29 protein-coding genes are annotated in these 24,813 nt (G+C 71.9%); 19 read left to right on the top strand and 10 right to left on the bottom strand.

Features of this window, described 5'->3' with window-relative positions; all coding sequences use genetic code 11:
* Window positions 1-54: 54 nt before the first annotated feature.
* The gene (mshD, locus tag ACFY8O_RS32945) at window positions 55-978 is read right to left on the bottom strand and encodes a mycothiol synthase (RefSeq protein ID WP_387908896.1); all 924 of its coding nucleotides are present in this window, start codon (window positions 976-978) and stop codon (window positions 55-57) included.
* Between the two features lie 219 nt (window positions 979-1,197).
* Between mshD and ACFY8O_RS32940 the strand changes: the two genes are divergently transcribed.
* Both ACFY8O_RS32940 and ACFY8O_RS32935 read left to right on the top strand, forming a co-directional pair.
* Window positions 1,198-3,000 carry a bifunctional metallophosphatase/5'-nucleotidase gene (locus ACFY8O_RS32940; RefSeq protein WP_145804663.1) on the top strand — a complete coding sequence of 601 codons (1,803 nt, stop codon included), beginning with the start codon at window positions 1,198-1,200 and terminating at the stop codon, window positions 2,998-3,000.
* Window positions 3,001-3,161: 161 nt separating this feature from the next.
* Window positions 3,162-4,055: a phosphatidylinositol-specific phospholipase C gene (locus ACFY8O_RS32935; protein WP_387908894.1), complete on the top strand. Its 894-nt coding sequence runs from the start codon at window positions 3,162-3,164 to the stop codon at window positions 4,053-4,055.
* 7 nt (window positions 4,056-4,062) lie between these two features.
* Here the strand turns inward: ACFY8O_RS32935 and ACFY8O_RS32930 are convergent, their stop codons facing one another.
* The 6 genes from ACFY8O_RS32930 to ACFY8O_RS32905 all read right to left on the bottom strand — a co-directional run bounded on the left by ACFY8O_RS32930 (window position 4,063) and on the right by ACFY8O_RS32905 (window position 9,593).
* Window positions 4,063-5,484 (bottom strand): sensor histidine kinase, encoded by a 1,422-nt coding sequence (locus ACFY8O_RS32930; RefSeq protein ID WP_387908892.1) that lies wholly within the window; start codon window positions 5,482-5,484, stop codon window positions 4,063-4,065.
* Window positions 5,481-6,212 (bottom strand): response regulator transcription factor, encoded by a 732-nt coding sequence (locus tag ACFY8O_RS32925; RefSeq protein ID WP_387908890.1) that lies wholly within the window; start codon window positions 6,210-6,212, stop codon window positions 5,481-5,483. The genes ACFY8O_RS32930 and ACFY8O_RS32925 overlap by 4 nt, the downstream gene beginning before the upstream one ends.
* A 49-nt stretch (window positions 6,213-6,261) precedes the next feature.
* Window positions 6,262-6,444: a hypothetical protein gene (locus ACFY8O_RS32920; RefSeq protein WP_387908888.1), complete on the bottom strand. Its 183-nt coding sequence runs from the start codon at window positions 6,442-6,444 to the stop codon at window positions 6,262-6,264.
* 13 nt (window positions 6,445-6,457) lie between these two features.
* Complete coding sequence (locus ACFY8O_RS32915) at window positions 6,458-7,627, bottom strand: S1C family serine protease (protein WP_387908886.1); 1,170 nt, start codon at window positions 7,625-7,627, stop codon at window positions 6,458-6,460.
* A 94-nt stretch (window positions 7,628-7,721) separates the two neighbouring features.
* Window positions 7,722-8,765, bottom strand: a complete 1,044-nt coding sequence (locus tag ACFY8O_RS32910) for a LacI family DNA-binding transcriptional regulator (RefSeq protein WP_387908884.1) — start codon at window positions 8,763-8,765, stop codon at window positions 7,722-7,724.
* Between the two features lie 30 nt (window positions 8,766-8,795).
* A complete protein-coding gene (locus ACFY8O_RS32905) occupies window positions 8,796-9,593 on the bottom strand; it encodes a response regulator transcription factor (RefSeq protein WP_387908882.1) in 798 nt (265 codons plus the stop codon).
* A 299-nt stretch (window positions 9,594-9,892) separates the two neighbouring features.
* Between ACFY8O_RS32905 and ACFY8O_RS32900 the strand changes: the two genes are divergently transcribed.
* The 8 genes from ACFY8O_RS32900 to ACFY8O_RS32865 all read left to right on the top strand — a co-directional run bounded on the left by ACFY8O_RS32900 (window position 9,893) and on the right by ACFY8O_RS32865 (window position 15,381).
* Window positions 9,893-10,819, top strand: coding sequence for an alpha/beta hydrolase (locus tag ACFY8O_RS32900; RefSeq protein ID WP_387908880.1), 927 nt, complete (start codon window positions 9,893-9,895; stop codon window positions 10,817-10,819).
* 41 nt (window positions 10,820-10,860) lie between these two features.
* Window positions 10,861-11,115 carry a MoaD/ThiS family protein gene (locus ACFY8O_RS32895; protein WP_145804646.1) on the top strand — a complete coding sequence of 85 codons (255 nt, stop codon included), beginning with the start codon at window positions 10,861-10,863 and terminating at the stop codon, window positions 11,113-11,115.
* Window positions 11,116-11,125: 10 nt separating this feature from the next.
* Complete coding sequence (locus ACFY8O_RS32890; protein ID WP_387908878.1) at window positions 11,126-12,442, top strand: hypothetical protein; 1,317 nt, start codon at window positions 11,126-11,128, stop codon at window positions 12,440-12,442.
* 138 nt (window positions 12,443-12,580) lie between these two features.
* A complete protein-coding gene (locus tag ACFY8O_RS32885) occupies window positions 12,581-13,276 on the top strand; it encodes an LmeA family phospholipid-binding protein (protein WP_387908876.1) in 696 nt (231 codons plus the stop codon).
* 278 nt (window positions 13,277-13,554) lie between these two features.
* Complete coding sequence (locus ACFY8O_RS32880; protein ID WP_350310325.1) at window positions 13,555-13,635, top strand: putative leader peptide; 81 nt, start codon at window positions 13,555-13,557, stop codon at window positions 13,633-13,635.
* Window positions 13,636-13,783: 148 nt separating this feature from the next.
* Window positions 13,784-14,623 (top strand): sulfurtransferase, encoded by an 840-nt coding sequence (locus ACFY8O_RS32875; protein ID WP_145804641.1) that lies wholly within the window; start codon window positions 13,784-13,786, stop codon window positions 14,621-14,623.
* A gap of 48 nt (window positions 14,624-14,671) precedes the next feature.
* Window positions 14,672-14,959: a DUF1416 domain-containing protein gene (locus ACFY8O_RS32870; protein ID WP_014154938.1), complete on the top strand. Its 288-nt coding sequence runs from the start codon at window positions 14,672-14,674 to the stop codon at window positions 14,957-14,959.
* A 164-nt stretch (window positions 14,960-15,123) separates the two neighbouring features.
* A complete protein-coding gene (locus ACFY8O_RS32865; protein WP_145804639.1) occupies window positions 15,124-15,381 on the top strand; it encodes a DUF3099 domain-containing protein in 258 nt (85 codons plus the stop codon).
* Window positions 15,382-15,445: 64 nt separating this feature from the next.
* On the opposite strand, the gene ACFY8O_RS32860 is transcribed toward ACFY8O_RS32865, so the two are convergent.
* Window positions 15,446-15,808 carry a DsrE family protein gene (locus ACFY8O_RS32860; protein WP_145804637.1) on the bottom strand — a complete coding sequence of 121 codons (363 nt, stop codon included), beginning with the start codon at window positions 15,806-15,808 and terminating at the stop codon, window positions 15,446-15,448.
* A gap of 106 nt (window positions 15,809-15,914) precedes the next feature.
* Here ACFY8O_RS32860 and ACFY8O_RS32855 point away from each other — a divergent pair, with 106 nt between their 5' ends.
* The 6 genes from ACFY8O_RS32855 (at window position 15,915) to ygfZ (ending at window position 20,855) form a co-directional block, all read left to right on the top strand.
* A complete protein-coding gene (locus ACFY8O_RS32855) occupies window positions 15,915-16,784 on the top strand; it encodes a hypothetical protein (protein ID WP_387908873.1) in 870 nt (289 codons plus the stop codon).
* Window positions 16,781-17,605: a hypothetical protein gene (locus ACFY8O_RS32850; protein ID WP_387908871.1), complete on the top strand. Its 825-nt coding sequence runs from the start codon at window positions 16,781-16,783 to the stop codon at window positions 17,603-17,605. Before ACFY8O_RS32855 ends, ACFY8O_RS32850 begins: the two co-directional genes overlap by 4 nt.
* Window positions 17,602-18,495, top strand: coding sequence for a hypothetical protein (locus ACFY8O_RS32845; protein WP_387908869.1), 894 nt, complete (start codon window positions 17,602-17,604; stop codon window positions 18,493-18,495). The genes ACFY8O_RS32850 and ACFY8O_RS32845 overlap by 4 nt, the downstream gene beginning before the upstream one ends.
* 259 nt (window positions 18,496-18,754) lie before the next feature.
* Entirely contained in the window at window positions 18,755-19,327 is a 573-nt protein-coding gene (locus ACFY8O_RS32840; protein ID WP_145804631.1) for an FABP family protein, read from the top strand.
* 44 nt (window positions 19,328-19,371) lie between these two features.
* Window positions 19,372-19,842 (top strand): Fur family transcriptional regulator, encoded by a 471-nt coding sequence (locus ACFY8O_RS32835; protein WP_145804629.1) that lies wholly within the window; start codon window positions 19,372-19,374, stop codon window positions 19,840-19,842.
* 47 nt (window positions 19,843-19,889) lie between these two features.
* Window positions 19,890-20,855, top strand: coding sequence for a CAF17-like 4Fe-4S cluster assembly/insertion protein YgfZ (ygfZ, locus tag ACFY8O_RS32830; RefSeq protein ID WP_387908866.1), 966 nt, complete (start codon window positions 19,890-19,892; stop codon window positions 20,853-20,855).
* 40 nt (window positions 20,856-20,895) lie between these two features.
* On the opposite strand, the gene dtd is transcribed toward ygfZ, so the two are convergent.
* Window positions 20,896-21,345 (bottom strand): D-aminoacyl-tRNA deacylase, encoded by a 450-nt coding sequence (gene dtd / locus ACFY8O_RS32825; RefSeq protein WP_387908864.1) that lies wholly within the window; start codon window positions 21,343-21,345, stop codon window positions 20,896-20,898.
* Window positions 21,346-21,460: 115 nt separating this feature from the next.
* Here dtd and ACFY8O_RS32820 point away from each other — a divergent pair, with 115 nt between their 5' ends.
* The 3 genes from ACFY8O_RS32820 to ACFY8O_RS32810 all read left to right on the top strand — a co-directional run bounded on the left by ACFY8O_RS32820 (window position 21,461) and on the right by ACFY8O_RS32810 (window position 24,510).
* Complete coding sequence (locus tag ACFY8O_RS32820) at window positions 21,461-22,135, top strand: RsiG family protein (RefSeq protein ID WP_145804623.1); 675 nt, start codon at window positions 21,461-21,463, stop codon at window positions 22,133-22,135.
* Between the two features lie 51 nt (window positions 22,136-22,186).
* Window positions 22,187-23,167, top strand: coding sequence for an asparaginase (locus ACFY8O_RS32815; RefSeq protein WP_387908862.1), 981 nt, complete (start codon window positions 22,187-22,189; stop codon window positions 23,165-23,167).
* An 89-nt stretch (window positions 23,168-23,256) separates the two neighbouring features.
* A complete protein-coding gene (locus ACFY8O_RS32810; protein WP_387908860.1) occupies window positions 23,257-24,510 on the top strand; it encodes a GNAT family N-acetyltransferase in 1,254 nt (417 codons plus the stop codon).
* 55 nt (window positions 24,511-24,565) lie between these two features.
* Here ACFY8O_RS32810 and ACFY8O_RS32805 read toward each other — a convergent pair.
* The coding region (locus tag ACFY8O_RS32805; protein ID WP_387908858.1) for an alpha/beta fold hydrolase at window positions 24,566-24,813 on the bottom strand (248 nt) is incomplete at its 5' end.

Genomic DNA, 24,813 nt, shown 5'->3' with positions numbered 1-24,813 from the left:
GCCTAAGGGAGGGGCGGCGTCAAGTGGCGCCGCCCCTGCGGGTGTCGGTGCTGCTCAGGACTCCGTGCGGTACATCAGGTCGACCTCGTGCGTGGCGAAGCCCATCCGCTCGTACACCGACAGGGCTGCCGGATTGTCGGCGTCCACGTAGAGCATGGCCGTCGGCAGGCCCAGGGAGGCCAGATGGCGCAGCCCGATCGCGGTGAGCGCCTTGCCGAGGCCGCCGCCCTGCGCGTCGGGCCGGATGCCGACGACGTACACCTCGCCGAGCTCCTCCGCGGCGTGCACCTTCGTCCAGTGGAAGCCGATGATCTCGCCGTCCCGCTCGGCCAGGAAGAAGCCCTTCGGGTCGAACCAGGGCTCGGCCTTGCGGTCGTCCAGGTCCCGCTGGGTCAGGGAGCCCTGCTCGGGGTGGTGGGCGAAGGCCGCGCTGTTCACGGCGAGCCAGGCGGTGTCGTCCTGGCCCGGCACGAAGGTGCGGACCGTGACGCCGTCGGGGAGGTCCGGATCGGCGATGTCGAGGCCGGTCAACGGGCGCCTCAGCTGCCGCAGTTCGCGGAAGAGCGAGAGGCCGAGCACCTGCGCCAGGTGCCGGGCCGCCGACTTGCCGCCGTGCGCCCAGACCCGCAGCCGCTTCCCGGTCGCGGCCAGCAGGGCGGCGCCCAGTGCGCGGCCGTGCCCCCGGCCGCGGTGGGAGGGGTGCACGACCAGCTCGGCCGCAGGGGCCTCGACGGGGTCGGTGTCCTCCAGTTGCGCGTATCCGGCCAGCACCCCGTCCACCACGAGCAGGAAGTGCCGGACGCCCTCGCGGTGCCCGCCCCTCAGCTGCAGCCGCCCCTGCTCGGAGACGGCCTGCCGGCCGTCGGTCCCGGCCGCCTCGCCGAGGAGGGTGAGGACGGCGTCGGCCTGCTCGGGGGTGAGCGCGTCGAGGGTCTCGATCTCGCGCCCGGGGGAGGGAAGGGGTGCGTCAGTCGTCATGGGTACGAGCGTACGGCGCCGGGCCGGCAGACCGGGGCCGGCGGCGACGCGGGTGTGCGTACGGGCGCGGTGACGTTTCTGCGCGGATATGTGCGCCCGACGGGTGATCGACCCCTTTCTGATCGGGCGGCAACCAGTTCGTAACCACAAAGACCTGTCGCGCTACGCGCGTTGACTCTAGGCTGCGGCACCAGGATCCAGACACTTACAAGGGGACCGATGTCAGCGACTCCGCAGAAGAACCGTGTGCCCCGGCGGGTGCTCGCCGCCACGGCCGGACTTGTCACCGTCGGCGCGCTCGTCGCCGCGATGCCGGCCGGCGCCCAGGACAAGGGCCACGGCCACCACCAGCCCCGCACCGTCGACGTGCAGCTGCTCTCCTTCAACGACCTGCACGGCAACCTGGAGCCGCCCGCCGGTTCCGCCGGCACGGTCAGCGAGAAGCAGGCCGACGGCACGGTGAAGTCGATTCCGGCCGGAGGCGTCGAGTACCTCGCGACCTCCCTGCGCACCGCGCGCAAGGGGCACGCGTACTCCGTCACGGCGGCCGGGGGCGACATGGTGGGCGCGAGCCCGCTGCTGTCCGGGCTCTTCCACGACGAGCCCACCATCGAGGCGCTCAACGGGCTGGACCTCGACGTGACGGCCGTGGGCAACCACGAGTTCGACGAGGGGGCCACGGAGCTCGCCCGGCTGCAGAACGGCGGCTGCCACCCGGTCGAGGGGTGCTACGAGGAGGGCAAGACGTTCGAGGGCGCGGACTTCCCGTACCTCGCGGCCAATGTGACGGACGAGAAGACCGGCAAGCCGGTCCTCAAGCCGTACACGGTGTGGAAGAAGAACGGCGTCAAGATCGGCTTCATCGGCGTGACCCTGGAGGGCACCCCGAACATCGTCACGGCCAACGGCGTCAAGGGCCTGAAGTTCCACGACGAGATCGAGACGGTCAACAAGTACGCCAAGGAGCTGGACCGCCAGGGCGTCAAGTCCATCGTCGCGCTGATCCACGAAGGCGGGTCCCCGGCCTCCTCCGCGTACAACTACGACTGCGACAGCCCGGGCGCCGGTGACGGCATCTCCGGCCCGATCGTGGACATAGCCAAGGGCATCACGCCGAAGGTCGACGCCCTGGTCACCGGCCACACCCACCAGGCGTACGTGTGCACGGTCCCGGACCCGTCGGGCCGGCCGCGCATGGTCACCTCGGCGTCGTCGTTCGGCAAGCTCTACACCGACACGACCCTGACCTACGACCGCCGCACCCAGGACATCGTGCGTACGTCGGTGGAGTCGGCGAACCACATCGTCAGCCGTGACCAGGCCAAGGCCACGGACATGACGGCGCTGATCGCCCGCTGGAACACGCTCGCCGCCCCCATCGCGGGCCGTCCGCAGGGCTTCATCTCGGCGGACATCAACGGCCGTGGCTCCACGGCGCTCGAGAAGCCGCTCGGCAACCTGATCGCCGACGCCCAGCTGGAGGGCCTGGCCCCCGCGGACAAGGGCGGCGCGGTCGTCGCGTTCATGAACCCGGGCGGTATCCGCTCCGACCTGGTGTACGCGGCGTCCGGCAGTGAGGGCGACGGAGTGGTGACGTACGGCGAGGCGTTCACCGTCCAGCCGTTCACCAACATGATGAACGTCGTCGACCTCACCGGTGCGCAGCTCGTGACCGCGCTCCAGCAGCAGGTCAGCGGCTCCAACGCCGCCTCGCCGAAGATCCTCCAGGTCTCGAAGGGCCTCACCTACACGCTGGACCTGACGAAGTCGGGCGCCGAGCGCGTGGTCACCTCCTCGATCCTGCTGAACGGTGAGCCGATCGACCCGGCGAAGACCTACCGGGTCGCGATGAACGAGTTCCTCGCGGGCGGTGGCGACGGCTTCGCCGCCCTCGGCCAGGGCACGAACAAGCTGGTCGGCCCGTCCGACCTGGACCTGTTCAACACCTACCTGGCGGCCCACTCCACGGCTTCGGCGCCGCTGGCCCCGCCGGCCACGGACCGGATCACCGTCGTGCAGTAGTCAGCCGTACGTGTGCGGAGCGGGGCGGTGGGCCGAGGGCCCGCCGCCCCGCTCCCGTTCCGGCGGCGGTCGGGGCGACGAGGCCCTGTTCCGTCCTTGATGAGTACAGGTCATAATCCCAGGGCCCCACTCCCCCCCACGGCCGCCGGAGGCATGTCCCCATGAGCCCGTACACCGCCAGTCGCAGAAGCTTCCTCACCGGCGCCCTGGCCGCCGCCGCCGGAGTCGCCCTCGGCGCGTCGCCCGCCCGTGCCGCCGCATCGAGGGCGACAGGCACCCAGGACTGGATGAGCGCGATCGCAGACGCCACCCCGCTGCGGCGCCTCACGATCCCCGGAACGCACAACAGCGGTGCGCGCTACGGCGGTCCCTGGACGGAGTGCCAGAACACGACGGTGGCCGAGCAGCTGGACAGCGGCATCCGCTTCCTCGACGTCCGGTGCCGGATCACCGGCGACGCGTTCGCCATCCACCACGGGGCCTCGTACCAGAACCTGATGTTCGGCGACGTGCTGGTCGCCTGCCGGGACTTCCTTGCCGCTCACCCCTCGGAGACCGTGCTGATGCGGGTCAAGCAGGAGTACTCGCAGGAGAGCGACGCCGCGTTCCGGCGGATCTTCGACATCTACCTCGACGGCAAGGGCTGGCGCCCGCTCCTGCGCCTCGACCCCACGCTGCCGGATCTCGGGGGCGCCCGTGGCAAGGTCGTGCTGCTCGCCGACAACGGAGGGCTGCCCGGCGTCCGGTACGCCGATCCGGCGGTCTTCGACATCCAGGACGACTACATGGCGGAGCCTTTCGGGAAGTACCCGAAGATCGAGGCGCAGTTCCGCAAGGCCGCGCAGCAGCCGGGCAAGCTGTTCATGAACTACGTGAGCACCGCCGCCCTGATGCCGCCGCGCTGGAACTCCGACCGGCTCAACCCGCAGGTCCACTCGTTCCTCGACGGTGCGCAGGCATCGGGCTGGACCGGTCTGGGGATCGTCCCGCTGGACTACCCGGCGACCCGCTCGGGCCTGGTCGAGTCGCTGATCCGGCACAATCCGGCGGCCTGAGCCCCGCTCACCGCCCCGGCGGCGGCTGCGGCGCCCCCGGCAGCCGGATCACGGCCACCGTGCCACCGCCGTCCGCCGGGGTGAGGGCGACCTCACCGCCGGCCTGCTGGACTGTGCGGGCCACGATGGACAGGCCGAGGCCCGAGCCGGGGAGCTGGCGGGCCGAGGGCGAGCGCCAGAAGCGGTCGAAGACGTGCGGGAGCTCCGCGGCCGGGATACCGGGGCCGTGGTCCCGCACGGTCAGCTCGCCGCGGTGCAGGACGACGTCGATGGTCCCGCGCGCCGGGCTGAACTTCACCGCGTTGTCCAGCACGTTGACGACCGCCCGCTCCAAGGCGGCGGGCTCGGCCCTTACGTACCAGGGGGCCAGCTCGGCGGTGATGGTCAGCTCGGGGCCGCGCAGCCGGGCGCGTTGCAGGGCGTTACGGGTGATCTCGTGCAGCGCGACCACCTGGAGGGGTCCCGGCTGGGCGGCGTCGGGGCGGGAGAGCTCCTGGAGGTCGCCGATGAGCGCGGCCAGCTCGGTCATCTGGGCCTTGACCGACGCCATCAGCGCCTTGCGGTCGTCGGGCGGGATGGCCCGGCCCGTCTCGTCGCTGCGGGCGAGCAACTCGATGTTCGTGCGGAGCGAGGTGAGAGGGGTGCGCAGCTCGTGACCGGCGTCGGCGATGAGCTGCGCCTGACGGTCACGGGAGGTGGCCAGCGAGCCTGCCATGGAGTTGAAGGAGCGCGAGAGGCGGGCGATCTCGTCGTCGCCTTCGGCGGGGATGCGCACGGTCAGGTCCTCGGTACGGGCGACGTGCTCGACGGCTCGGGTCAGCTCGTCGACCGGGCGCAGACCGGTGCGGGCGACCCACAGGCCGGCCGCGCCCGCGCCGACGACGCCGATGCCGGCGACGAGGAAGAGCACCCAGGCGAGGCTGGAGAGGGGGTCGGTGACCTCGCTCATGGGGCGGGCCACTGAGACCGCCAGGGTGGTGTCCGCCCCGGGCCCGGGGCGGTTCAGCCTGATCTGCTTGGTGGAGACCCGCAGCTCGCCGCCGTCGGTGTCCTTCACGGTGTGCAGGACGCTCTCCCGCTGCCCGCCCGCCACGGCGATGTCCGCGGCGGTCGTGGGGAACGCCTCCTTGGGCGGAGCGGGGCAGGGCTCGCCGGTCGTCGCGATGATCTGGACCCGGAAGGAGCCGGGGGCGGCGTGTTGGCCCGCGGCGGTTCCCGCGCAGGCGTTGAGGAGGTTCTGGACGTACGCGTTGTCGATCGCGGTCGAGTTGCGCAGCGACTCGTCCAGCTGGTGCTCCAGCTGCTCGCGCGTCACGAACCAGCAGGCGGCGGCCACCGCCGCCACCGCGAGGGCGACCGCCGCCGCGACCAGCAGGGCGAGCCGGGAGCGCAGCGGCAGGGCGCGGAGCCGGCGGGGCAGGCCGGTCACCCGTCACCGCCGCCGGAGCGCAGGGCGTACCCGACGCCCCGCACGGTGTGGACGAGGCGCGGTTCGCCGCCGGCTTCGGTCTTGCGGCGCAGGTACATCACGTACACGTCCAGGGAGTTGGAGCTGGGCTCGAAGTCGAAGCCCCAGACGGCCTTGAGGATCTGCTCGCGGGTGAGCACCTGGCGGGGGTGGGCCAGGAACATCTCCAGCAGGGTGAACTCGGTGCGGGTCAGCTCGACGCGGCGGGCGCCCCGGGTGACCTCGCGGGTGTTCAGGTCCATGCGCAGATCGGCGAAGGACAGCACGTCGTCGTCGGGGAGCGGCCCGCCCGCCGCGACGGCGTAGGAGCTGCGGCGCAGCAGGGCCCGGATGCGGGCGAAGAGCTCGTCCAGCTCGAAGGGCTTGACGAGGTAGTCGTCGGCTCCCGCGTCGAGGCCGGTGACCCGGTCGCCGACGGTGTCGCGGGCGGTGAGCATCAGGATCGGGGTGGTGGACCCGGTGGCCCGGATGCGCCGGGCCGCGGTGAGACCGTCCATGCGGGGCATCTGGATGTCCAGGACGATCAGGTCGGGGGCGTACGCCTCCGCCTTGGCCAGGGCGTCGTAGCCGTCCACGGCCACCTCCGTCCCGTACCCCTCGAAGGCGAGGCTGCGCTGCAGCGCCTCGCGCACGGCGGGCTCGTCGTCGACGATGAGGACACGCTGCGGATCGTCTTCGGCGGGGCTCATCGCTACTTCGTCCTCTTCCGTCTCGTGCCGGTACGGCGGTACTGCGTCCTCAGCCTCGCACGGCCGCCGCACGGCGTCGCGCGGCGCGGCGCCCGCGGCTCGTGCCGCCGCTGATCTCGGGCGGGCGGGCGGCTGCCGGGGCGGGTGCCCGGGCCGCCAGTTCGGCTGCCAGGGCGAGGGGCAGGGCCAGGCAGGACGGGCCGGCGGCCGTGCGGTCCGTTGCGGGATTCATGAGGACCTCCTCCTCAGGAGCCGTCGCCGGCGCGCAGGGTGTCCAGGTCGGCCTTGAGGGTGTCCACCGGGATGGCGAAGCCGAGGCCCACGCTGCCCGCGGCCGTGCTGCTGGCCGAGGAGGACGAACTGGGTGCGTACATAGCGGAGTTGATGCCGATGATCTCGCCGTTCATGTTGATGAGGGCGCCGCCTGAGTTGCCGGGGTTGAGCGAGGCGTCGGTCTGGATGGCCTTGTACGTCGTCGTGGACGATCCGGTCTCGCCGTTGAACTGTTGGCCGCCGAACTCGAACGGCCACTGCTGACCGTCCTGTTGCTGCTGCCGGCCCTGCTCCTCGTCCTTGGCGACCGTGACGTCGCGGTCGAGCGCCGAGACGATGCCGCTGGTGACCGTGCCGGTGAGGCCCTCGGGCGAGCCGATCGCCACGACCTGGTCGCCGACCTTGACCGAGGAGGAGTCGCCGAGTGAGGCCGTCTTCAGCCCGCTCGCGTTCTGGAGCTTGATGAGCGCCAGGTCCTTGTCGGGGTCGGTGCCGACGACATCGGCGGTGTACGACCTGCCGGTGCTGAGGGCCACCTTGATCTGGGAAGCGCCGGAGATGACGTGGTTGTTGGTGACGATCTCGCCGTCCGACGTGATCACGACGCCCGAACCGGTGGCCTCGCCCGCCGAGGACGTCGCGGTGATCTCGACGATGGCCGGCGAGACGGCCGCGGCCACGCCGGAGACGGTGCCCGCGCTGCTCTGCGAGACGGTGGTGCCGTTGACGACGCTGCCGGAGCCGGCGCTGGTGGAGTCGCCACCCGCGAGTTCGCCGACGAGGGTGGCGGTGCCTCCGCCGACCGCCGCCGCGGCGATGGCCACGGCCGCCAGCAGCGCGAACGGCCGCTTGACCCGGCGCGGCGGCTGCGCGCCGTCCGGGTCCCCCGCGAGCGGGGCGGGAGCCGGGGCCGGCCAGGCGTACGCGGCTGTGGGGGTGCCGCCGGCCTGCCGCTCGGGCTCGTGGGCCGGGGGCGGCGGGTAGGCCGCGTCGCCCCTGCCGTACGCACCGCTGCCGCGCGAGGCGGTGCCCTGCGGGGCGCCGCCGTACGAAGAGCTGTCGTACGCACCGTTGGCGTACGCACCGTCGTCGTTCGAGGGGGACATCGGGTACTCGCCGCTCGGGCGGTGGCTGTCGGTCATGTCTACGAGAGTGGACAGCGAACATGAGAGCAGCCTGAGTGCGCCCTGAGAAGCCCGGCAGAACCGTGTATGCCCGATATAAGGGGGCGCCCGCCTACGGCGAGGTGACCGTGGGTTCGCCGCAGCCGCACGACCGGCGTACCACCAGGGCGGACGGGAACTGCTTCAGCCGCTCGCGCCGCGAGCCCGAGACGCGCAGGGAGTCGTCGAGGACGAGGTCCACCGCCGCCCGGGCCATCGCGGGCCGGTCGGAGAAGACCGTCGTCAGCGGCGGATCGGTGAGTCCCGCCTCCTTGACGTCGTCGAAGCCGGCGACCGCGAGCTCCCCGGGGACGTCGATGCGCAGCTCACGTGCGGCCCGCAGCACCCCGATGGCCTGGTCGTCCGTCGAGCAGAAGATGGCCGGGGGCCTGTCGGGACCGGAGAGCAGGCCCAGGGCCACCTGATAGGCGTCGTAACGGTTGTACGGGGCGTGGAAGAGCCGGCCCTCGGTCGACCGGCCGGCCTCCTGCATCGCCCGGCGCCAGCCCTCGATGTGATCGGCCACGGGGTCGCCGACCACCGGCGTCGACTCCATGCCGCCGAGGCACGCCACATAGGCGTTGCCGTGCTCCAGCAGGTGACGCGTGGCGAGCTGGGCGCCGCCGATGTCGTCGGTGACGACCGCGACGTCGTCGATCGCCTCGGGGCGCTCGTGCAGCAGGACGACCCGGGCGTCCCACGCCTCTATCTCGGCCGCCGCCCGCTCGCTGGGGCCCTGGCTGACGAGGATCAGCCCGGAGACCCGCATGCCGAGGAAGGCCCGGAGGTAGTGGACCTCGCGCTCGTCGCGGTAGTCCGAATTGCCGACGAGGACCATTTTTCCGCGTTCCGCGGCGGCCTGTTCGACCGCGTGCGCCATCTCCGCGAAGAAGGGCTGCCGGGCGTCCGGCACGATCATGCCTATGAGGTCGGTGCGCCGCGACGCCATCGCCTGGGCGACCCGGTCGGGCCGGTACCCCAGCTCCTTGATCGCGGCGAGCACCCGCTCGCGCGTGGCCGGGGCAACCGGCCTGGGTCCGTTGTTGATGACGTAGCTGACGACCGCTGTCGAGGTCCCCGCCAGTCTCGCCACATCGTCCCGCGTCACCTTGGCCACGCGCGGCAGTCTACGCGGATCGACCCGCCACTAGGCAGGCCGGACCGGGGCTTCTTCGATGATCTCGGCCTCCGCCGACTGCTCCGTACGGGTGACGTCCTCGGCCGTCGCCTTCGCTGCCGCCTTGGCCTTGGCCTCGTCCGCGCTCCGGTCGCCCTTCTCGGGGGTGACGAAGCGGTAGCCGACGTTACGGACGGTGCCGATCAGCGACTCGTGCTCGGGGCCGAGTTTGGCGCGCAGCCGCCGCACATGGACGTCGACCGTCCTGGTGCCTCCGAAGTAGTCGTAGCCCCAGACCTCCTGGAGCAGCTGCGCACGGGTGAAGACCCGGCCCGGGTGCTGCGCGAGGTACTTGAGCAGTTCGAATTCCTTGAAGGTCAGGTCGAGGACCCGGCCCTTGAGCTTGGCGCTGTACGTCGCCTCGTCGACCGACAGGTCGCCGTTGCGGATCTCCATGGGGGAGTCGTCGGCGGTGATCTGCTGACGGCCCGTGGCCAGCCGCAGCCGGGCCTCGACCTCGGCCGGCCCCGCGGTGTCCAGCAGGACGTCGTCGATGCCCCAGTCGGCGGTGACGGCCGCGAGGCCACCCTCCGTCACGACGAGGATCAGCGGACAGCCGGGTCCGGTGGACCGCAGCAGCTGGCACAGCGAGCGCACCTGCGGGAGGTCGCGGCGGCCGTCGATGAGGATCACGTCGGCACCCGGGGTGTCGACGAGCGCGGGTCCCTCGGCGGGGGCGACCCGCACGCTGTGCAGCAGAAGGCCGAGGGCGGGGAGCACCTCCGTCGACGGTTGGAGGGCATTCGTCAGAAGCAGCAGTGAACTCATCGCCGCCCACCTGCCTGGGTCGTCGGTCGATCGTGCACGGTTGGCTCGCCCATTACGTCGGTCCTCCTCGTTCCCTGCGAGAGGGGCACTCCCGGGTCGGACCCGGGGGAGTATGCGGCACTGCTTCGTACTGCCGTACGGGGCTCTCACCTGCGAAGGCCGTCATACGGTTTTTACCGTGCGGTCCCGCGCCCGGGGACCGCTGAGCTTGTGGAAACGTCGCCGTAACAACGCTCGGAAAGCGCAAAAGGACCCGGGGGCTGCTCTGCCCGGATCCTCTCCGCAGCAGAATAGCCCACATGACTTCTGCGTCCGAGGGTCGTTTCCCGACTTCTTCTGTTCCCTCGATCACGCGCGGCCCCCGCCGCACCACATTGCTGACCGGTGACGGGGTCCGTATCGAGGCGGTGTACACGCCGTGTACGACAGGTGCCACGGCCGACGGAGGCCCTGCTTCCGGCGGAACGGCCGTCGTCCTCGCGCACGGCTTCACCGGGTCGGCAGACCGGCCGGCCGTGCTGCGGGCGGCCGAGGTGTTCGCCCAGCGTGCGGCCGTGATCACGTTCTCCTTCCGGGGGCACGGAAGGTCCGGCGGGCGGTCCACGGTGGGCGACCGGGAGGTCCTTGATCTCGCGGCGGCGGTGGCCTGGGCGCGGTCGCTCGGACACCGTCGGGTCGTTACGGTCGGGTTCTCGATGGGCGGGTCCGTCGTGCTCCGGCACGCCGCTCTGTATACGGCTCCGGAGGCCGCCGGATTCCTCGCGGAGAAAGCGGCGGGGCCGGAGGCCGATCGGGTGGGACGGCGCACGGAGCGCATCGGTGCGCTCGGGGAGCGCGCAGGGGCGCATACGGATGCCGTCGTCGCGGTGAGTGCTCCGGCGCGCTGGTACTACCGGGGGACGGCTCCGATGCGCCGCCTGCACTGGGTGGTCACCCGCCCGACGGGCCGGCTCGTCGGCCGCTTCGGTTTCCGCACCCGGATCCACCGCGAGGACTGGAACCCCGTGCCGCTCTCACCGGCCGAGGCGGTCCCGCTGATCACCGCGCCCCTGCTGATCGTGCACGGCGACCGGGATCCGTACTTCCCGGTCGACCACCCCCGCATGCTGGCAGCGGCCTCACGGGGACGGGCCGAACTCTGGCTGGAGCACGGCATGGGCCACGCGGAGAACGCGGCGGACGAGAAACTGCTGACCCGTATCGCCGACTGGACGGAGTCGGCGTGATTCATGATGGACAGCCGACGTACGAGGAAAGGGGTGCCGCCATGGCAGCGGGGACCATCCGCTACTGGGCCGCGGCCAAGGCCGCCGCGGGAACCGCTGAGGAGCCGTACGCGGCGGAGACGCTCGCCGAGGCGCTCGACGGGGCCCGCGAGCGGCACCCCGGCGAGCTGACGCGTGTGCTGCTGCGGTGCTCGTTCCTGATCGACGGGAATCCCGTGGGGACCCGCGGTCATGAGACCGTACGGCTTGCCGAGGGCGGCACGGTCGAGGTGCTCCCGCCGTTCGCAGGAGGGTGAACCGCAGACCATGAGCAACAACGATCAGCAGTATCCGTACGACCCGGGACACGGCAGGCAGCCGTACGACCCGGCGCAGGGACAGCCGGCACCGGCGGGCGACCCGGCGTACGGGCAGCAGCAGTACGGGCAGCCGGCGGGCGACCCCGCGTACGGGCAGCAGCAGTACGGCGACCAGCGGCAGTACGGGCAGCCGGCGGGCGACCCGGCGTACGGGCAGCAGCAGTACGGCGACCAGCGGCAGTACGGGCAGCCGGCGTACGGCGGGCAGCAGTACGGGCAGCAGCCGCCCCCGCCCGTCGCCTACCCCGAGCACGGCGTCCCACAGGGTGGACAGGAGGACCAGGGGGTGGCGCAGACCTGGCAGGGCCAGACCTGGGACACCCAGTACCAGCCGACGATCCGCCCGCAGCACGCCGCTCCCGCACCGGCACAGGCTCCCGCGCAGGCCGCCTACCCGCTGCCGCCCGAGGCCCAGGCCACCCCGGCTGCTCCCCCTGCCCCCGAGGCTCCCGCCGCCGCGTCCGCCGCGTCCGGTTACGGGGCGCCCACCACCCTGGGCGGCGAGAGGCTCACCGCCGCCCAGCGGGCGCGTGCGGAGGGGCGTTCCCCGATCATCGCGCCGGGTCTCCAGCCCGCCGCGATCACGGCCGCCCTCGGTCTGCTGCTCGCGCTCGGTGCCGCGATCGGGGCGTACGCCCTGCTGGTGCCCCTGGTCCTGCTCCAGGCCGTGACCGCCGCAGGATGGTTCCGGCTCAACGGCATGTGGCCGGCCAGGCAGGGCATCGCCCTCGCCTTCGCCGGGGGCTTCGTGGCCGACGTCGTCCTGCTCGTGGCGGGCCGCGGCAACGCCCCGGCGGCCCTCCTGGGCACGCTCGGCGTCTGGGTCCTGCTGACGATCGTCCTCCAGCTGCGCAGCCACGCCGGGGCCGACGAGCGGATGTACGGGCTGACGGCCACCGTCGCCTCCGCCGCGCTGGCCGTGCTCGCCGCCGGGCATCTGGCGGCCGTCCCGGACGCCGTGACGGTGGGCGGGATCGCGGTGGCCGCGGGTGCGCTCGTCAGGGCCCTTCCGCTGCCCGGTCCCGCCTCGGTCGTCGTGGCGCTGCTCGCCTCGGCGGGTGGGGGCCTGGCCGCCGGAGCGTTCACGGACTTCGGCGCGCAGGCCGCGTTCCTCGGGTTCGCGGCCGGCGGCTGCGCACTGATCGGACTGCGGGTGGCGAGCTACGACTACCCCTCCCGCTTCGTGCACATGACGGCAGGGGTGGCGCTGCCGCTCACGGCCGCGGCTCCGGCCGTCTACCTGATCGGCCGCGCTCTCGCCTGACGTCCCGCACTCCCCCCGTTTCCGCTCGACGGGAACCGGCCGGGCCCTCCGCTCGTCGATCACTCCGGGTGCGCCGCGTGGCGGCAGTAGGCTCACGGCACCAGAGGTCCGGCCGGTCCGAGTGGGGGAACTTCAGGCATGCGCGCACTGCGAATACTGCTGATCATCGCTGTGGTGCTGGGCGGCGTCTTCGTCGCCGTGGACCGCGCCGCCGTGTATCTCGCGGAGTCGGAGGCCGAGGGCCGGGTCTCCTTCGCCGGGGCCGAGGCCGGTTCGACCGAGGTGTCCATCAAGGGCTTCCCCTTCCTGACGCAGGTGGCGGGTTCGGAGCTCGACCGGGTCGACGTCACGGTCAAGGACATCCGGGCCAGCGCGGCGGGCCGGGAGCTGCGGATCGGCGAGATCCGCGCCCAGCTGCACGAGGTCACGCTGGGCGCCGGCTACACGAGCGCGACGGCCTCCCGGGCCACCGGGACGGCCGTCGTCTCGTACGCCGCCCTCACGGAGGCAGCCGACGACGGGGTCACGGTCGCCTACGGCGGCGACGGCAAGGTCAAGGTCACCGGCTCGGTCCGCATCCCTCTGCTGAACCGCGAGATCACGCGCAGCGTGGTCTCGACCGTCACCCTGGTCGACGGCGACACCGTCAAGGTGCGTGCCGACGAGGTACCGGGCGAGGGCATCCCCGGCCTCGAGGACCTGGTCAGGCAGAAGACGGACTTCGAGCGCGGTATCAGCGGGCTGCCGGACGGTCTGGAGCTGGAGAAGATCGCGGTGGCTCCCGGCGGCCTCGAGATATCGATGACGGGCGCCGACATCGACCTGGCGGGCTGAGACGCCCCCTGTGCCCGCGCGGACGGTCAGGCGGTCCATGCCCACGGTCAGGGAATGGTCAGCGGGCCGCCGGGTCAGGGGTCCGCACGGCTGCCGGACTGCGGATCCGGATGATGAGACGGTCAGGTCCGATCCGTAGAAGTCCGTGCGGCACCCACCGCCGGTGCGCGGGCCGTGAGCCGGTTCCTCCCTCTCCGTGTCTCGCATCGCGGACGATCGTGTCTCATCATGCGACACGACGGTGACATCTCCACCCGTACCTCCCTACGATCGGACGCATGAAGCGACAGGCGGACCTCACGAAGCGGCGGGCAGTAGACCTGTGCCGCGTCGCCGCCATGCTCTGTCGCACCTTCTGAGCGGGACCTCTCCCGCCTCCCCGGCCCTTCGACTCTCTCAGGGCCGCCCCGTGCCGTCCGTACGCGTTCCAGCACGCACACCTGCCGCGTACACCCCGCACCCGCACTCCGCACCACCCCGCCGCAGACTGCCCCGGAGGAGAAACACATGAGCCGCGCAGACGTTCTGGTCGACGCCGACTGGGTCGAGGCCCACATCGACGACCCGCAGGTCGCCATCGTCGAGGTCGACGAGGACACCTCGGCGTACGAGAAGAACCACATCAAGAACGCGATCCGGATCGACTGGACCAAGGACCTCCAGGACCCGGTCCGCCGTGACTTCGTCGACCAGGCCGGCTTCGAGAAGCTCCTGTCCGAGAAGGGCATCGGCAACGACACGCTGGTCGTCCTCTACGGTGGCAACAACAACTGGTTCGCCTCCTACGCGTACTGGTACTTCAAGCTGTACGGCCACGAGAACGTCAAGCTGCTCGACGGCGGCCGCAAGAAGTGGGAGCTCGACTCCCGCGACCTGACCGACGTCGTTCCGACGCGCCCGGCCACCCAGTACAAGGCCAAGGCCCAGGACGAGTCGATCCGCGCCTACCGTGACGACGTCGTGGCCGCCATCGGCAGCCAGAACCTCGTCGACGTGCGCTCGCCCGACGAGTTCAGCGGCAAGCTGCTCGCCCCGGCGCACCTCCCGCAGGAGCAGTCGCAGCGCCCCGGCCACGTGCCGAGCGCCCGCAACATCCCGTGGTCGAAGAACGCCAACGACGACGGCACCTTCAAGTCGGACGACGAGCTCAAGGCCCTCTACGAGGACGAGCAGGTCGACCTGTCGAAGGACACCATCGCCTACTGCCGCATCGGTGAGCGCTCCGCGCTCACGTGGTTCGTGCTGCACGAGCTGCTCGGCCAGGAGAACGTCAAGAACTACGACGGTTCGTGGACCGAGTACGGCTCCCTCGTGGGCGTGCCGATCGAGCTCGGCGCCAACAAGTAATTCCGCAGGATCCGATCAGCAGGACCCCGACCAGAAGGACAGAACACCATGTGTGGAGCACAGGCCGGCGGCCCCGACGCTTCGACGATCAAGCCGGGCGAGACGACGATCCAGGGCAGCGTGACCCGCGACGGCGAGCCGGTCACCGGCTACGTCCGTCTGCTGGACTCGACCGGTGAGTTCACGGCCGAGGTCCCGACCTCGGCGACCGGGCAGTTCCGCTTCTACGCGGCCGAAGGCACCTGGACGCTGCGCGCCCTCGTTCCGGGCGGCACCGCCGACCGTACGGTCGTGGCGCAGACCGGTGGCCTCGCCGAGGTCGCCATCGCCGTGTAGTTCACGCGCACGAACGGCCGGAGGGCCGCACCCCAGGGGGTTGGACGCCACCTGTGCCGGGGTGCGGCCCTTCGTGCCGTCCGCGCACGGCCGCCGCCGTCCGGACGGCAGGACGGCGCCGCGCGCAAGGAGAGTTCCGGGTCCGGGAGTTCTACGCTGGAGATATGTACGCCCGGCGTAGGCGCATCTACTTCCTGATGATGGGCGGATGCCTCTTCCTCTTCGTGTCCGCCTGGGCGTTCGTGCGCCTGTGGTCCGTCCCGGCGGCCGTCGCGATGTGCGTGGTCGCCATGGTCGTGCCGCCCGTCGCCGCCGTGATCGCCAACCGGCGGGGGCCGGAGGACCGCTGGTGGGACGATCCCTCCGGCGACCCGCAGTCGGACGAGTGGTGGGACGAACTCGACGGCAAGAAGCGCCGCTGACGAGCTCGTCAGGGCAGGCGCGTCCGGCCCGGTCCGCCGGGCGAGAGAACCGTGACCGGCCGGTTCAGTAGACGAGCGCCTGGGTGCCGTCCGCCATGGCCTCCTGCACGAAGACCTGGGCCCCCGCGATCCGCACGCCCTCCAGGACGTCCTTCTCCGTGATGTCCCGCCGTGCCGCGCACTGGGTGCAGAGCGTGAGCCGCCCGCCCGCCAGGATCGAGTCGAGCAGATCAGGCAGCGGTGCGGAGTGCGGCAGTTCGAACTCGGCCGCGCGGCCGGGCAGGGCGAACCAGGCGGACTCGCCGGTCAGCCACAGCGAGACCTCGACCCCGCTGGCGACGGCGACCGCGGCCACGGTGAAGGCCTGCGAGCAGCGCTCGGGGGCATCGGCTCCGGCGGTCACCTTGATCACGAGCTTCTTCGACATGTACCGAACTGTAATCCGCGGGCGGACAACCTCCTCCGTGACCTGTGGGTCAGTTGTGTGCGCAGGTCATGGGAATCTGCGCTTCAGGTCTCTTGGGGGGACCCTTTTGGAACCGAACGACACCCTTTCGGCCGCGCCGGCGGAGGTGCCGGCCGAGGCACGGGCCGAAGCGCCCGCCGCCCCGGCCCAAGCGCCCGCCGCCCCGGCCGGGTCGCGGCCCGAAGTACAGGCCGCCCCGGCGCGTCCTCGTCCACGTGGGCGAACGGCCCTGCTGATCGCGGCAGCCGCGCTGCTCGGCATCTCGGGCGGTACGGCGGTCGGGTACGGCATCCAGGCCGAGCGGCCACCGACGCCGCTGCCCGCGCTGTCGCAGCCCCGTCTGGAGTATCCGACGAAGGCGCTTCCCGCCGACCAGGTCCCGGCCCCGCTGCCCGCCTCGCAGGACCGACAGGTCAGGACGGACGGTGACCTGCGCAAGCTGCTCATCGACCGCCCGGCGGGCTGGAGCGAGGACGAGGACGCGGACTGGCTGGACGACGGCTGGATGACCGTGGGGGACCTCGCGCGCGAATTCAAGAGCGACGACGGCATGTTCGAGTACTTCCTGGAGTCCGACATACGCCGTATCGCAGCGGCGGCCTGGAAGAAGGGCACGCACCGCCAGGCGGAGATCCGCCTCGTCCAGTTCTCCTCCGGGGTGGACACCAGGGCCGCCGACTTCGCCGAGGGGCAGCGCTCCTACATGTCCGGGGCCGAACTGGGCGCGGGCAACGAAGGCGACGCGGTCAAGGGGAGCGGCGAGGGCCGCTACTACGTCTACGGCGTCGACCGGAAGCCCGGTTATCTGCCCTTCTACCGGGCCAGGGCCGTCATGCACCGCGGCGACATCATGGTCGAGATCAATCTGTTCGACACCCGGCCGATCAGCAAGAAGGACATCCGGACGCTGGCCGAGCGACAGCTGGAGCGCCTGTGAATGACATGACCCTGCCTGACCTCCCGGAGTCCGCCCCGGACGTCCGGGCGGCCGAGGTGCCGGACACCCCCGCCCGCACCGGGCGGGCCCGGCGGATCCTGCTCACGGCCCTTCCCTTCGTCCTGGTGCTGGGCGCCGTCGGAGGCGCTGCCGCGTACACGGGGGTGACGGTCGACGGCGCGGACCGCACCGTGGAGACCACGCTCTGGGAGGTGTCCGAGCGCGAGCCCGGCAAGGACCCCGCGGGCGCCGTCGACCGGGGCCGTTCCGGCACCGAGCTCAGCAAGCTCCTGCTGCCGGTGCCCGAGGGCTACCGGCTCGGTCCGGACGACGCCGGGTACGGCAACGACGCCGAGGTGGACGGCAGGCGGGCCGTGGCCACGATGAAGGAGTCCAGCCGAGGGCTGGCGGGCAAGAAGCGCCGGGAGTACGAGAAGCGGATCGACAAGCTCCGTGTGCAGGGTCTCGCCCTCCGGTCGTACGTCTCCGAGACCAACGACCTGGAGGTGCACGCCGAGATCGTGCGGATGAAGGACACGAACGCCGTCCGGAACTTCTACACCTTCCAGACAGGCCTGTTCGACGTCCTGGGGATCTTCCGCGACGGCCCGAAGGTCAAGGGGCACACCCGCAAGGCGAGCTGTTACCTGCAGCCCAAGGACAGCGAGAGCGGCATCGAGGACATGGTGTGCGCGGCGTACGACGGCGAGCTGAGCATCACCTACCGGGCCACCGGCATCAAGCCCGTCGACAAGGCCGCCGTCGCCGAGATGCTGAAGGACCAGCTGGACCACATCACGTCCCCGGGGGAGTACGTATGACCGAGCAGACGGCCCCACCGGCCGACGTGGCCGTTCCCGCCACGACCGTTCTTCCGCCGGTCCCCGAGGGCCCGCCGCCCGCTCCCGTGCAGGAGGAGGGCCCCGCGCCCGCCGCGCCCCGCCCGCCGCGCCGCGTCCTGCGGGCCGTCCTCCGGTGGACGGCCGCGGTGCTCGTCCTGGGCGGGCTGGGGGCCGGCACGGCCGCCGGCATCACGTCGATGGAGCGCACCGACGTACCGGGCCTCGCCACCCGCGACGACGGGCGGTGGGACTACCCGGCGCTGACCCTGCCCGCCCTGCCCGCCGACGCGCCTCGTCCGTTCAGCGACTCCAATCTCGCGGAGGTCCACCACGCGGACCTGCGGCGCCTGCTGGTGCCCGCTCCCGCCGGTGCCACCGCGGTCGAGGGCCTCGACGGGGGGTGGGTGGACACCGCCCGGTTCGTCACCGAGTACGGCAAGGGCGACCGGGCCGCTCTCACCCAGCACCTGAAGGACTCCGCCCTGCGGCACACGGCCGCGCGCGGCTGGACCATGCCGGACGGCACGTCGTCCCGGGTCTATCTGCTCCAGTTCAACTCGGTCGCGTACTCCACGGCCTTCCACGACGCGATCTACGAGCAGGAGTCGCTGGACTCCCTGCCGCTCCCCCTCGCCGGGACCGCCGAGCCCGTGTTCGACGAGGACTGGACCGCCACGGCCGGGGCGGAATTCACCACGGCGCACGTGTACTCCGAGTCCGAGCCGTACGGCGCCGAGCAGGTCCGCTACGCCTACGTCCTGGCGGGGGACACCGTCGCGCTGATCGTCCACAGCCGTAAGGGCGGGGCCGGAACGGAAGCCGTTCCCTTCCACCAGACGGTGATCCTCCAGAACCAGCTCCTGGGCTGAGCCGACCGGGCCCGGGCGAAACCCCGGGCCGCCGTGCCGGGCCCCCACCCATTACGCTGGGGGCCCGGCCGTCCGCTGCCGTCATGTCGTTCGTCCCGAGGAGCTCCCGTGCTTGAGGCCTTCTTCTCCGCCCTGCTGGTCCTGGTGTGTGTCGGCGTGCTCGCCTTCGCCGCCGTGACCGTGAAGAAGCTGTACCAGGGCCAGCGCTGACCCTCGCCGAACACCTTCCGTACACCCTCACAGATCGTCTGAGCCGCTCATGATCGAGATTCCGTCCGACCTCCACCCGGACCTCGTGCCGCTGGCCTTCCTCCTGGGCAACTGGGCGGGTGCGGGTGTCGCCGACTTTCCCGGTGCCGAGAAGTGCAACTTCGGCCAGGAAGTCACCTTCAGCCACGACGGCCGCGACTTCCTGGAGTACGTCTCGCACTCCTGGGTGCTCGACGCCGAGGGCAAGCAGGTCAAGCCGCTGGAGTCCGAGTCCGGCTACTGGCGCGTCGACAAGGACCGCAAGGTCGAGATCGTCATGGTCCGTGACCAGGGCATCGTCGAGGTCTGGTACGGCGAGCTCGCGAAGCAGAAGCCGCAGATCGACCTCGTCACCGACGCGGTGGCCCGTACGGCGGCCTCCGGCCCGTACAGCGGTGGCAAGCGGCTCTACGGCTATGTGAACAGCGACCTCATGTGGGTCGGCGAGAAGGCCACCCCCGACGTGGAGCTGCGGCCGTACATGTCGGCGCACCTCAAGAAGGTCGTCACCCCCGAGCAGGTCGCCGAGATGGCGCGGGGCCTCGGGGACCTGCCGGACGACGGCATCGCGTTCTTCAAGTAGTCCGTTCAGGCGGGTCCGTGCTCACCCAGCCCTACACTGGGGCTGTGGTGAGCACCGACTGGAAGACCGATCTTCGGCAGCGTGGCTACCGGCTGACGCCTCAGCGCCAGCTCGTCCTGGAGGCCGTCGACACCCTGGAGCACGCGACGCCCGACGACATCCTCAGCGAGGTGCGCAGGACCGCGTCGGGGGTGAACATCTCCACCGTCTACCGGACCCTTGAGCTCCTGGAGGAGCTCGGGCTGGTCAGTCACGCCCACCTCGGCCACGGCGCCCCGACGTACCACCTGGCCGACCGTCACCACCACATCCACCTGGTCTGCCGTGACTGCGCGGACGTCATCGAGGCCGATGTGGACGTGGTCGCCGACTTCACCGAGAAGCTGCGGGGCACCTTCGGGTTCGAGACCGACATGAAGCACTTCGCGATCTTCGGGCGCTGCGCCGACTGCGCGGCGAAGGCGGCGAAGGCCGGCGGGCCCGGAGCGCCGGAGGGAACGGCCGGCGAGCGGTAGGCCGGACGGCCCGGGTCGTGCGCCGCTGCGGGTCGTACGCTGGTCGCATGAAGAGCCCCCTGCTGTCCCTGCCCGGCGCCGTCCCCGCCGAGGGGCGCGACGAAGGCGTCGCCGCGCACTACGGCGACCTGTTCCGCGAGCAGCGCGTACTCGCCGACGGCGGTGGCCTGGTCGACCTCTCGCACCGCGGTGTCGTCACGGTCACCGGCGACGACCGGCTGACCTGGCTGCATCTGCTGCTCACCCAGCACGTCAGCGATCTGGCGCCGAACCAGGCCACCGAGGCGCTGATCCTCTCGGCCAACGGCCACATCGAGCACGCCCTCTACCTCGTCGACGACGGCGCGACGGTGTGGATGCACACCGAGCCGGAGACCCAGAGCGAGCTGATCGCGTATCTGGAGTCGATGAAGTTCTTCTACCGGGTCGAGGTCGCCGACCGCACCGAGGACTTCGCCGTCGTGCACCTGCCCGCCGGTTCCATCGCGGAGGTCCCGGACGGCATCGCCGTGCGGGAGACGCCGCACGGCCGTGACCTCTTCCTGCCCAGGGCGGACCTGGAGGCGTACGCGGCGGAGAACGGCCCGGTGGCGGGCATCCTGGCCTACGAGGCGCTGCGCGTCGAGGCGCACCGTCCGCGCGTGGGCTTCGAGACCGACCACCGCACCATCCCGCACGAGCTGGGCTGGATCGGCACCGCCGTCCACCTCCAGAAGGGCTGCTACCGGGGGCAGGAGACCGTCGCCCGTGTCCACAACCTGGGGAAGCCGCCGCGCCGTCTCGTCTTCCTGCACCTGGACGGCAGCGAGGTCCACCTGCCCGGTCACGGCACGCCGGTCCGGCTCGCGGCCGACGGCGAGGAGGGCCGCCAGCTCGGCTTCATCACCACCTCGGCCCGTCACCACGAGCTGGGCCCCATCGCCCTGGCGCTGGTGAAGCGGAACGTTTCCGTGGACGCGGAACTCATCGCCGGTGACACGGCTGCGGCCCAGGAGACGGTCGTCGAGCCGTAGGGGGTCTACGCGTCGCCGTCCACCCGGGCCGCGCGCGGTGCTACACCTCGATCAGTACGGTGAACGGGCCGTGGTTCGTGAGCGAGACCCGCATGTCCGCTCCGAACCGGCCCGTCTCCACCTGCGCGCCGAGCGCGCGCAGCTGGGCCACGACCTCGTCCACCAGGGGTTCGGCGACCTCGCCCGGCGCGGCGGCGTTCCAGGTGGGCCTGCGGCCCTTCCTGGCGTCCCCGTAGAGGGTGAACTGAGAAATGACCAAAAGCGGTGCATTCACGTCCGAGCAGGACTTCTCGCCCTCCAGGATCCGCAGGGTCCACAGCTTGCGGGCGAGCTGTGCCGCCTTCTCCGCCGTGTCGCCGTGAGTGACCCCCACCAGCACACACAGTCCCTCGCCGACGATTTCGCCGACCGTCCCGGTCCCCGGGGAACCGTCCGCGGCGCCCGCGACCGTGACGCTCGCGCCGTCCACTCTCTGTATCACTGCACGCATACAGACCAACCTATCTTGGGCTGAACGGGTACAGAGCACCTGCGTGAACACCCTGCGTAGTGGCACCATGCACGGTGTCGGTGTGCCGACGCACCGGTCGAGGGGACGGAACATCATGACGACACGTGGAACCGGGACATCGCCCGGTGCCGTACCAGTGACACGTACATCCGGCGGTCTGAGGCCACCGGTGCAGCGGACCGTCGAGGCTCCCGGCCAGCTGTCCGCACCACCCGTGCAGCTGCCGGGCGCGGTCTCCGTGCCCGGGCAGACCGGGGGAGGCGCGGGCGAAGCCCTGGCCTCCCTGCGCGCGCAGCCGGAGTTCGGCGGTCTGCGGCTGCCGGAGCTTCGCACCCGGCGGCGTGAGGCGCAGCGCGACGAGGCCGACCTCAGCTACGTCCGCCGGCTGGTCCAGGGCCGGATCGACATCCTGCGGGCCGAGCTCGCCCGCCGTGGGGGCCCTCAGTCGCCCGTGGTGGACCGGCTCTCGGAGATCCTCGCCGACACCCCGTCCGTCCACCGCTCCTCGGCGCGGCACGTCACCCTCACCACGCCGCGCAGCGACGAGTACCGGCAGCTGGCGGACGACACGCTCGCCGAGGTCGAACTCTCCGACCTCGACGCCCGTACGGACGAAGAGCTGCTCACCGCGATGGGGCGGCTCGTCCGTTACGAGCGGCAGGTCTCCCGGCGCCGTCACCGGCTCCAGCGGACCGTCGACGATTGCAGCGCGGAGATCGCCCGCAGGTACCGTGACGGAGAAGCACAAGTAGAGGACCTGCTCGCCTGAAGCGACCCTTCCGGGGGCGGGTCACGCCCGTCCCCGGAAGGCCGCCACCCCATGACCTCCTCCACAGCCCCGTCCGCCTCGCCCTCGACGCCCGCCCTCCCGGTCCTGGCCGAGGTGGTGCGGTCCGGTTTCACCGAGGGCCGCCATCGGGGGTCTCTGGTGGTCCTGGCCGCCGACGGGAGCGTGGAGCTGGCGCTCGGAGACCCGGCGGCGCCGGTCTTCCCGCGCTCGTCGAACAAGCCGATGCAGGCTGCCGCGATCCTGCGGGCGGGGCTGGACCTCTCGGGGGAGCGGCTGGCACTGGCCGCCGCGAGCCACTCGGGGGAGGCGTTCCACCTGGAACTGGTGCGCACGATGCTCACCGAGCACGGGCTGAAGCCGGACGATCTGCAGACACCGCCCGACCTCCCGCTGGACCCGGTCGAGGCCGAGGCGTACCTCGCCGCCGGGGGAGTGCGGGAGCCGCTCACGATGAACTGCTCCGGCAAGCACGCGGCGATGCTCGCCGTCTGCGTGCGCAACGGCTGGGACACGGCAAGCTATCTCGACCCGGCGCACCCGTTGCAGCGGCTGGTGGGCGAGGTGGTCGCCGAGGCGGCGGGCGAGCCGGTCGCGGCGGTCGGCACGGACGGCTGCGGGGCGCCGCTGATGGCGATCGGCCTGGTGGGCCTGGCCCGGGCGTTCCGCTCGTTCGTCCTGGCGGAGCCCGGTACGCCGGAACGCCGGGTCGCCGACGCGATGCGGGCGCACCCGGAGTACGTCGCGGGCACCCGGCGGCCGGACACCTGGCTGATGCGGGAGGTGCCGGGCGCGCTCTCCAAGATGGGTGCGGAGGCGGTCCAGGCGGTGGCACTGCCGGACGGCAGGGCGCTGGCCTTCAAGATCGACGACGGCGCGACGCGCGCCCTGGGGCCGGTGCTGGCCCGCTCGCTCGGGCTGCTGGGCGTCCGGGGCCCCGTGGTCTCCCGCATCGGACGCGCGCCGCTGCTGGGCGGCGCGGATGAGGTCGGCGAGATCCGCGCGGCATTCTGAGGGGCCGGGTTGCCCGGCGTCGGCAGCGCTGCGGCGGCGGGCGGAAAAGCGGGCGACATCGTGTGCCGCCTGTGCCTAGCGTGGGCGGCATGAACCTTGATCCGCGTACCGTCTCCGCCGCCGAGTTCCCCGACTGGATACGCGCCGTGGGCACCGGCTTCCTGAGGTCCTCGGGCCCGGTACCGGAGGAGGAGGTCGCGGTGCGGCTGGCCCACACCGATCTCGCCCGCGTCCAGGGTGTGTTCGACGGCGGGCGGTGTGTGGCCACCTTCCGGTCGTTCGCGCAGGAGCTGACCGTGGTCGGCGGCGCCACGGTGCCGGCCGACGCGATCACCGGCGTGACGGTGACCCCCACGCACCGCCGCCGCGGGCTGCTCGGCCGGATGATGGCCGCGGACCTGGCGGCGGCGAAGGAGCGCGGCGACGTGGTCGCCTCGCTGATCGCGGCGGAGTACCCGATCTACGGGAGGTACGGCTTCGGCCCCGCCTCCTGGACCGCCGAGTGGGAGATCGACGTGCCCCGCGCGGGCCTGGACCCGCGCGCGAGGGTTCCTTCCGAGGCGGACGGCGGCCGGATCGAGCTGGTGGAGGGAGCCGACGTACGCAAGCTGGGTCCCGAGCTGCACGGCCGGCTGGCGGCGCGGCAGCATGGTGTGGTCTCCCGGGACGAGCGCTGGTGGGAGCGCAGCACCGGGGTGGACGTCCCGGCGTCCGAGGCGTGGAAGGAGCCCTTCCACGCGGTGTACCGGTCGGCGGACGGGGAGACGGACGGGCTGATCACCTATCGCGCCGACGACCACTGGGGCGACCGGAAGCAACCGCTCAACACGGCGACGGTGGCGGGTCTGATCGCCGCGAGCCCGGCCGCGGAGCGCGCCCTGTGGCGGTTCGTCTGCTCCATCGACTGGATCACCACCGTCCGTACCGGCCACCGCGCGCCCGACGACCTGCTCCCGCTGCTCCTGCCGGACCCGCGTGCCGCCCGTGTCGTCACCCAGGCGGACTGGCTGTGGCTGCGTGTCCTGGATGTCCCCCGCGCCCTGGAGGCCCGTACGTACGCGAGCGAGGCCGCGCTGGTCCTGGACGTCCGGGACGCCTCCGGCCTGGCGGGCGGCCGTTTCCTGCTGGAGGCGTCACCGTCGGGGGCCTCCTGTGCGCCCACGACCCGGGACGCCGATCTCGCCCTGGACGTCGCGGAGCTGGGCGCGCTCCTCCTGGGCGACGAGTCGCCGGTGCGCCTGGCCGCGCTGGGACGGCTCGACGAGCACCGGGCGGGAGCGGCGGCACTGGCGGACACGGTGTTCCGGGCGCCGCGCCGGGCGTGGTGCCCGGACGTCTTCTAGGGGGCGTGCGGGTGCCCGCGCCGGGGGCGCGGGCACGTCGGGCCTCCTGTCCGCCTCAGCTCTTGAGGAAGTCCAGGAGGTCCTTGTTGAACTTCTCCTTGTCGCCCGGGACGAGGGCGATGCCGTGGGAACCGCCCTCGTACACCTTGAGCGTCGCGTTCGCCACCAGCTTCGCGGTCTTGCGGCCGGTCGCGTCGATGGGCACGATCTGGTCGTCGTCCCCGTGGACGACGAGCGTGGGGATGTCGAACTTCTTCAGGTCCTCGTGGAAGTCCGTCGAGGCGAAGGCGTCCACACAGTCCA

The sequence above is a fragment of the Streptomyces argenteolus genome (genome assembly GCF_042902585.1).
GTDB lineage: Bacteria > Actinomycetota > Actinomycetes > Streptomycetales > Streptomycetaceae > Streptomyces > Streptomyces argenteolus.
Note: the sequence above shows the minus strand (reverse complement) of the source record. Positions and strands in the feature narration are given on the sequence as shown.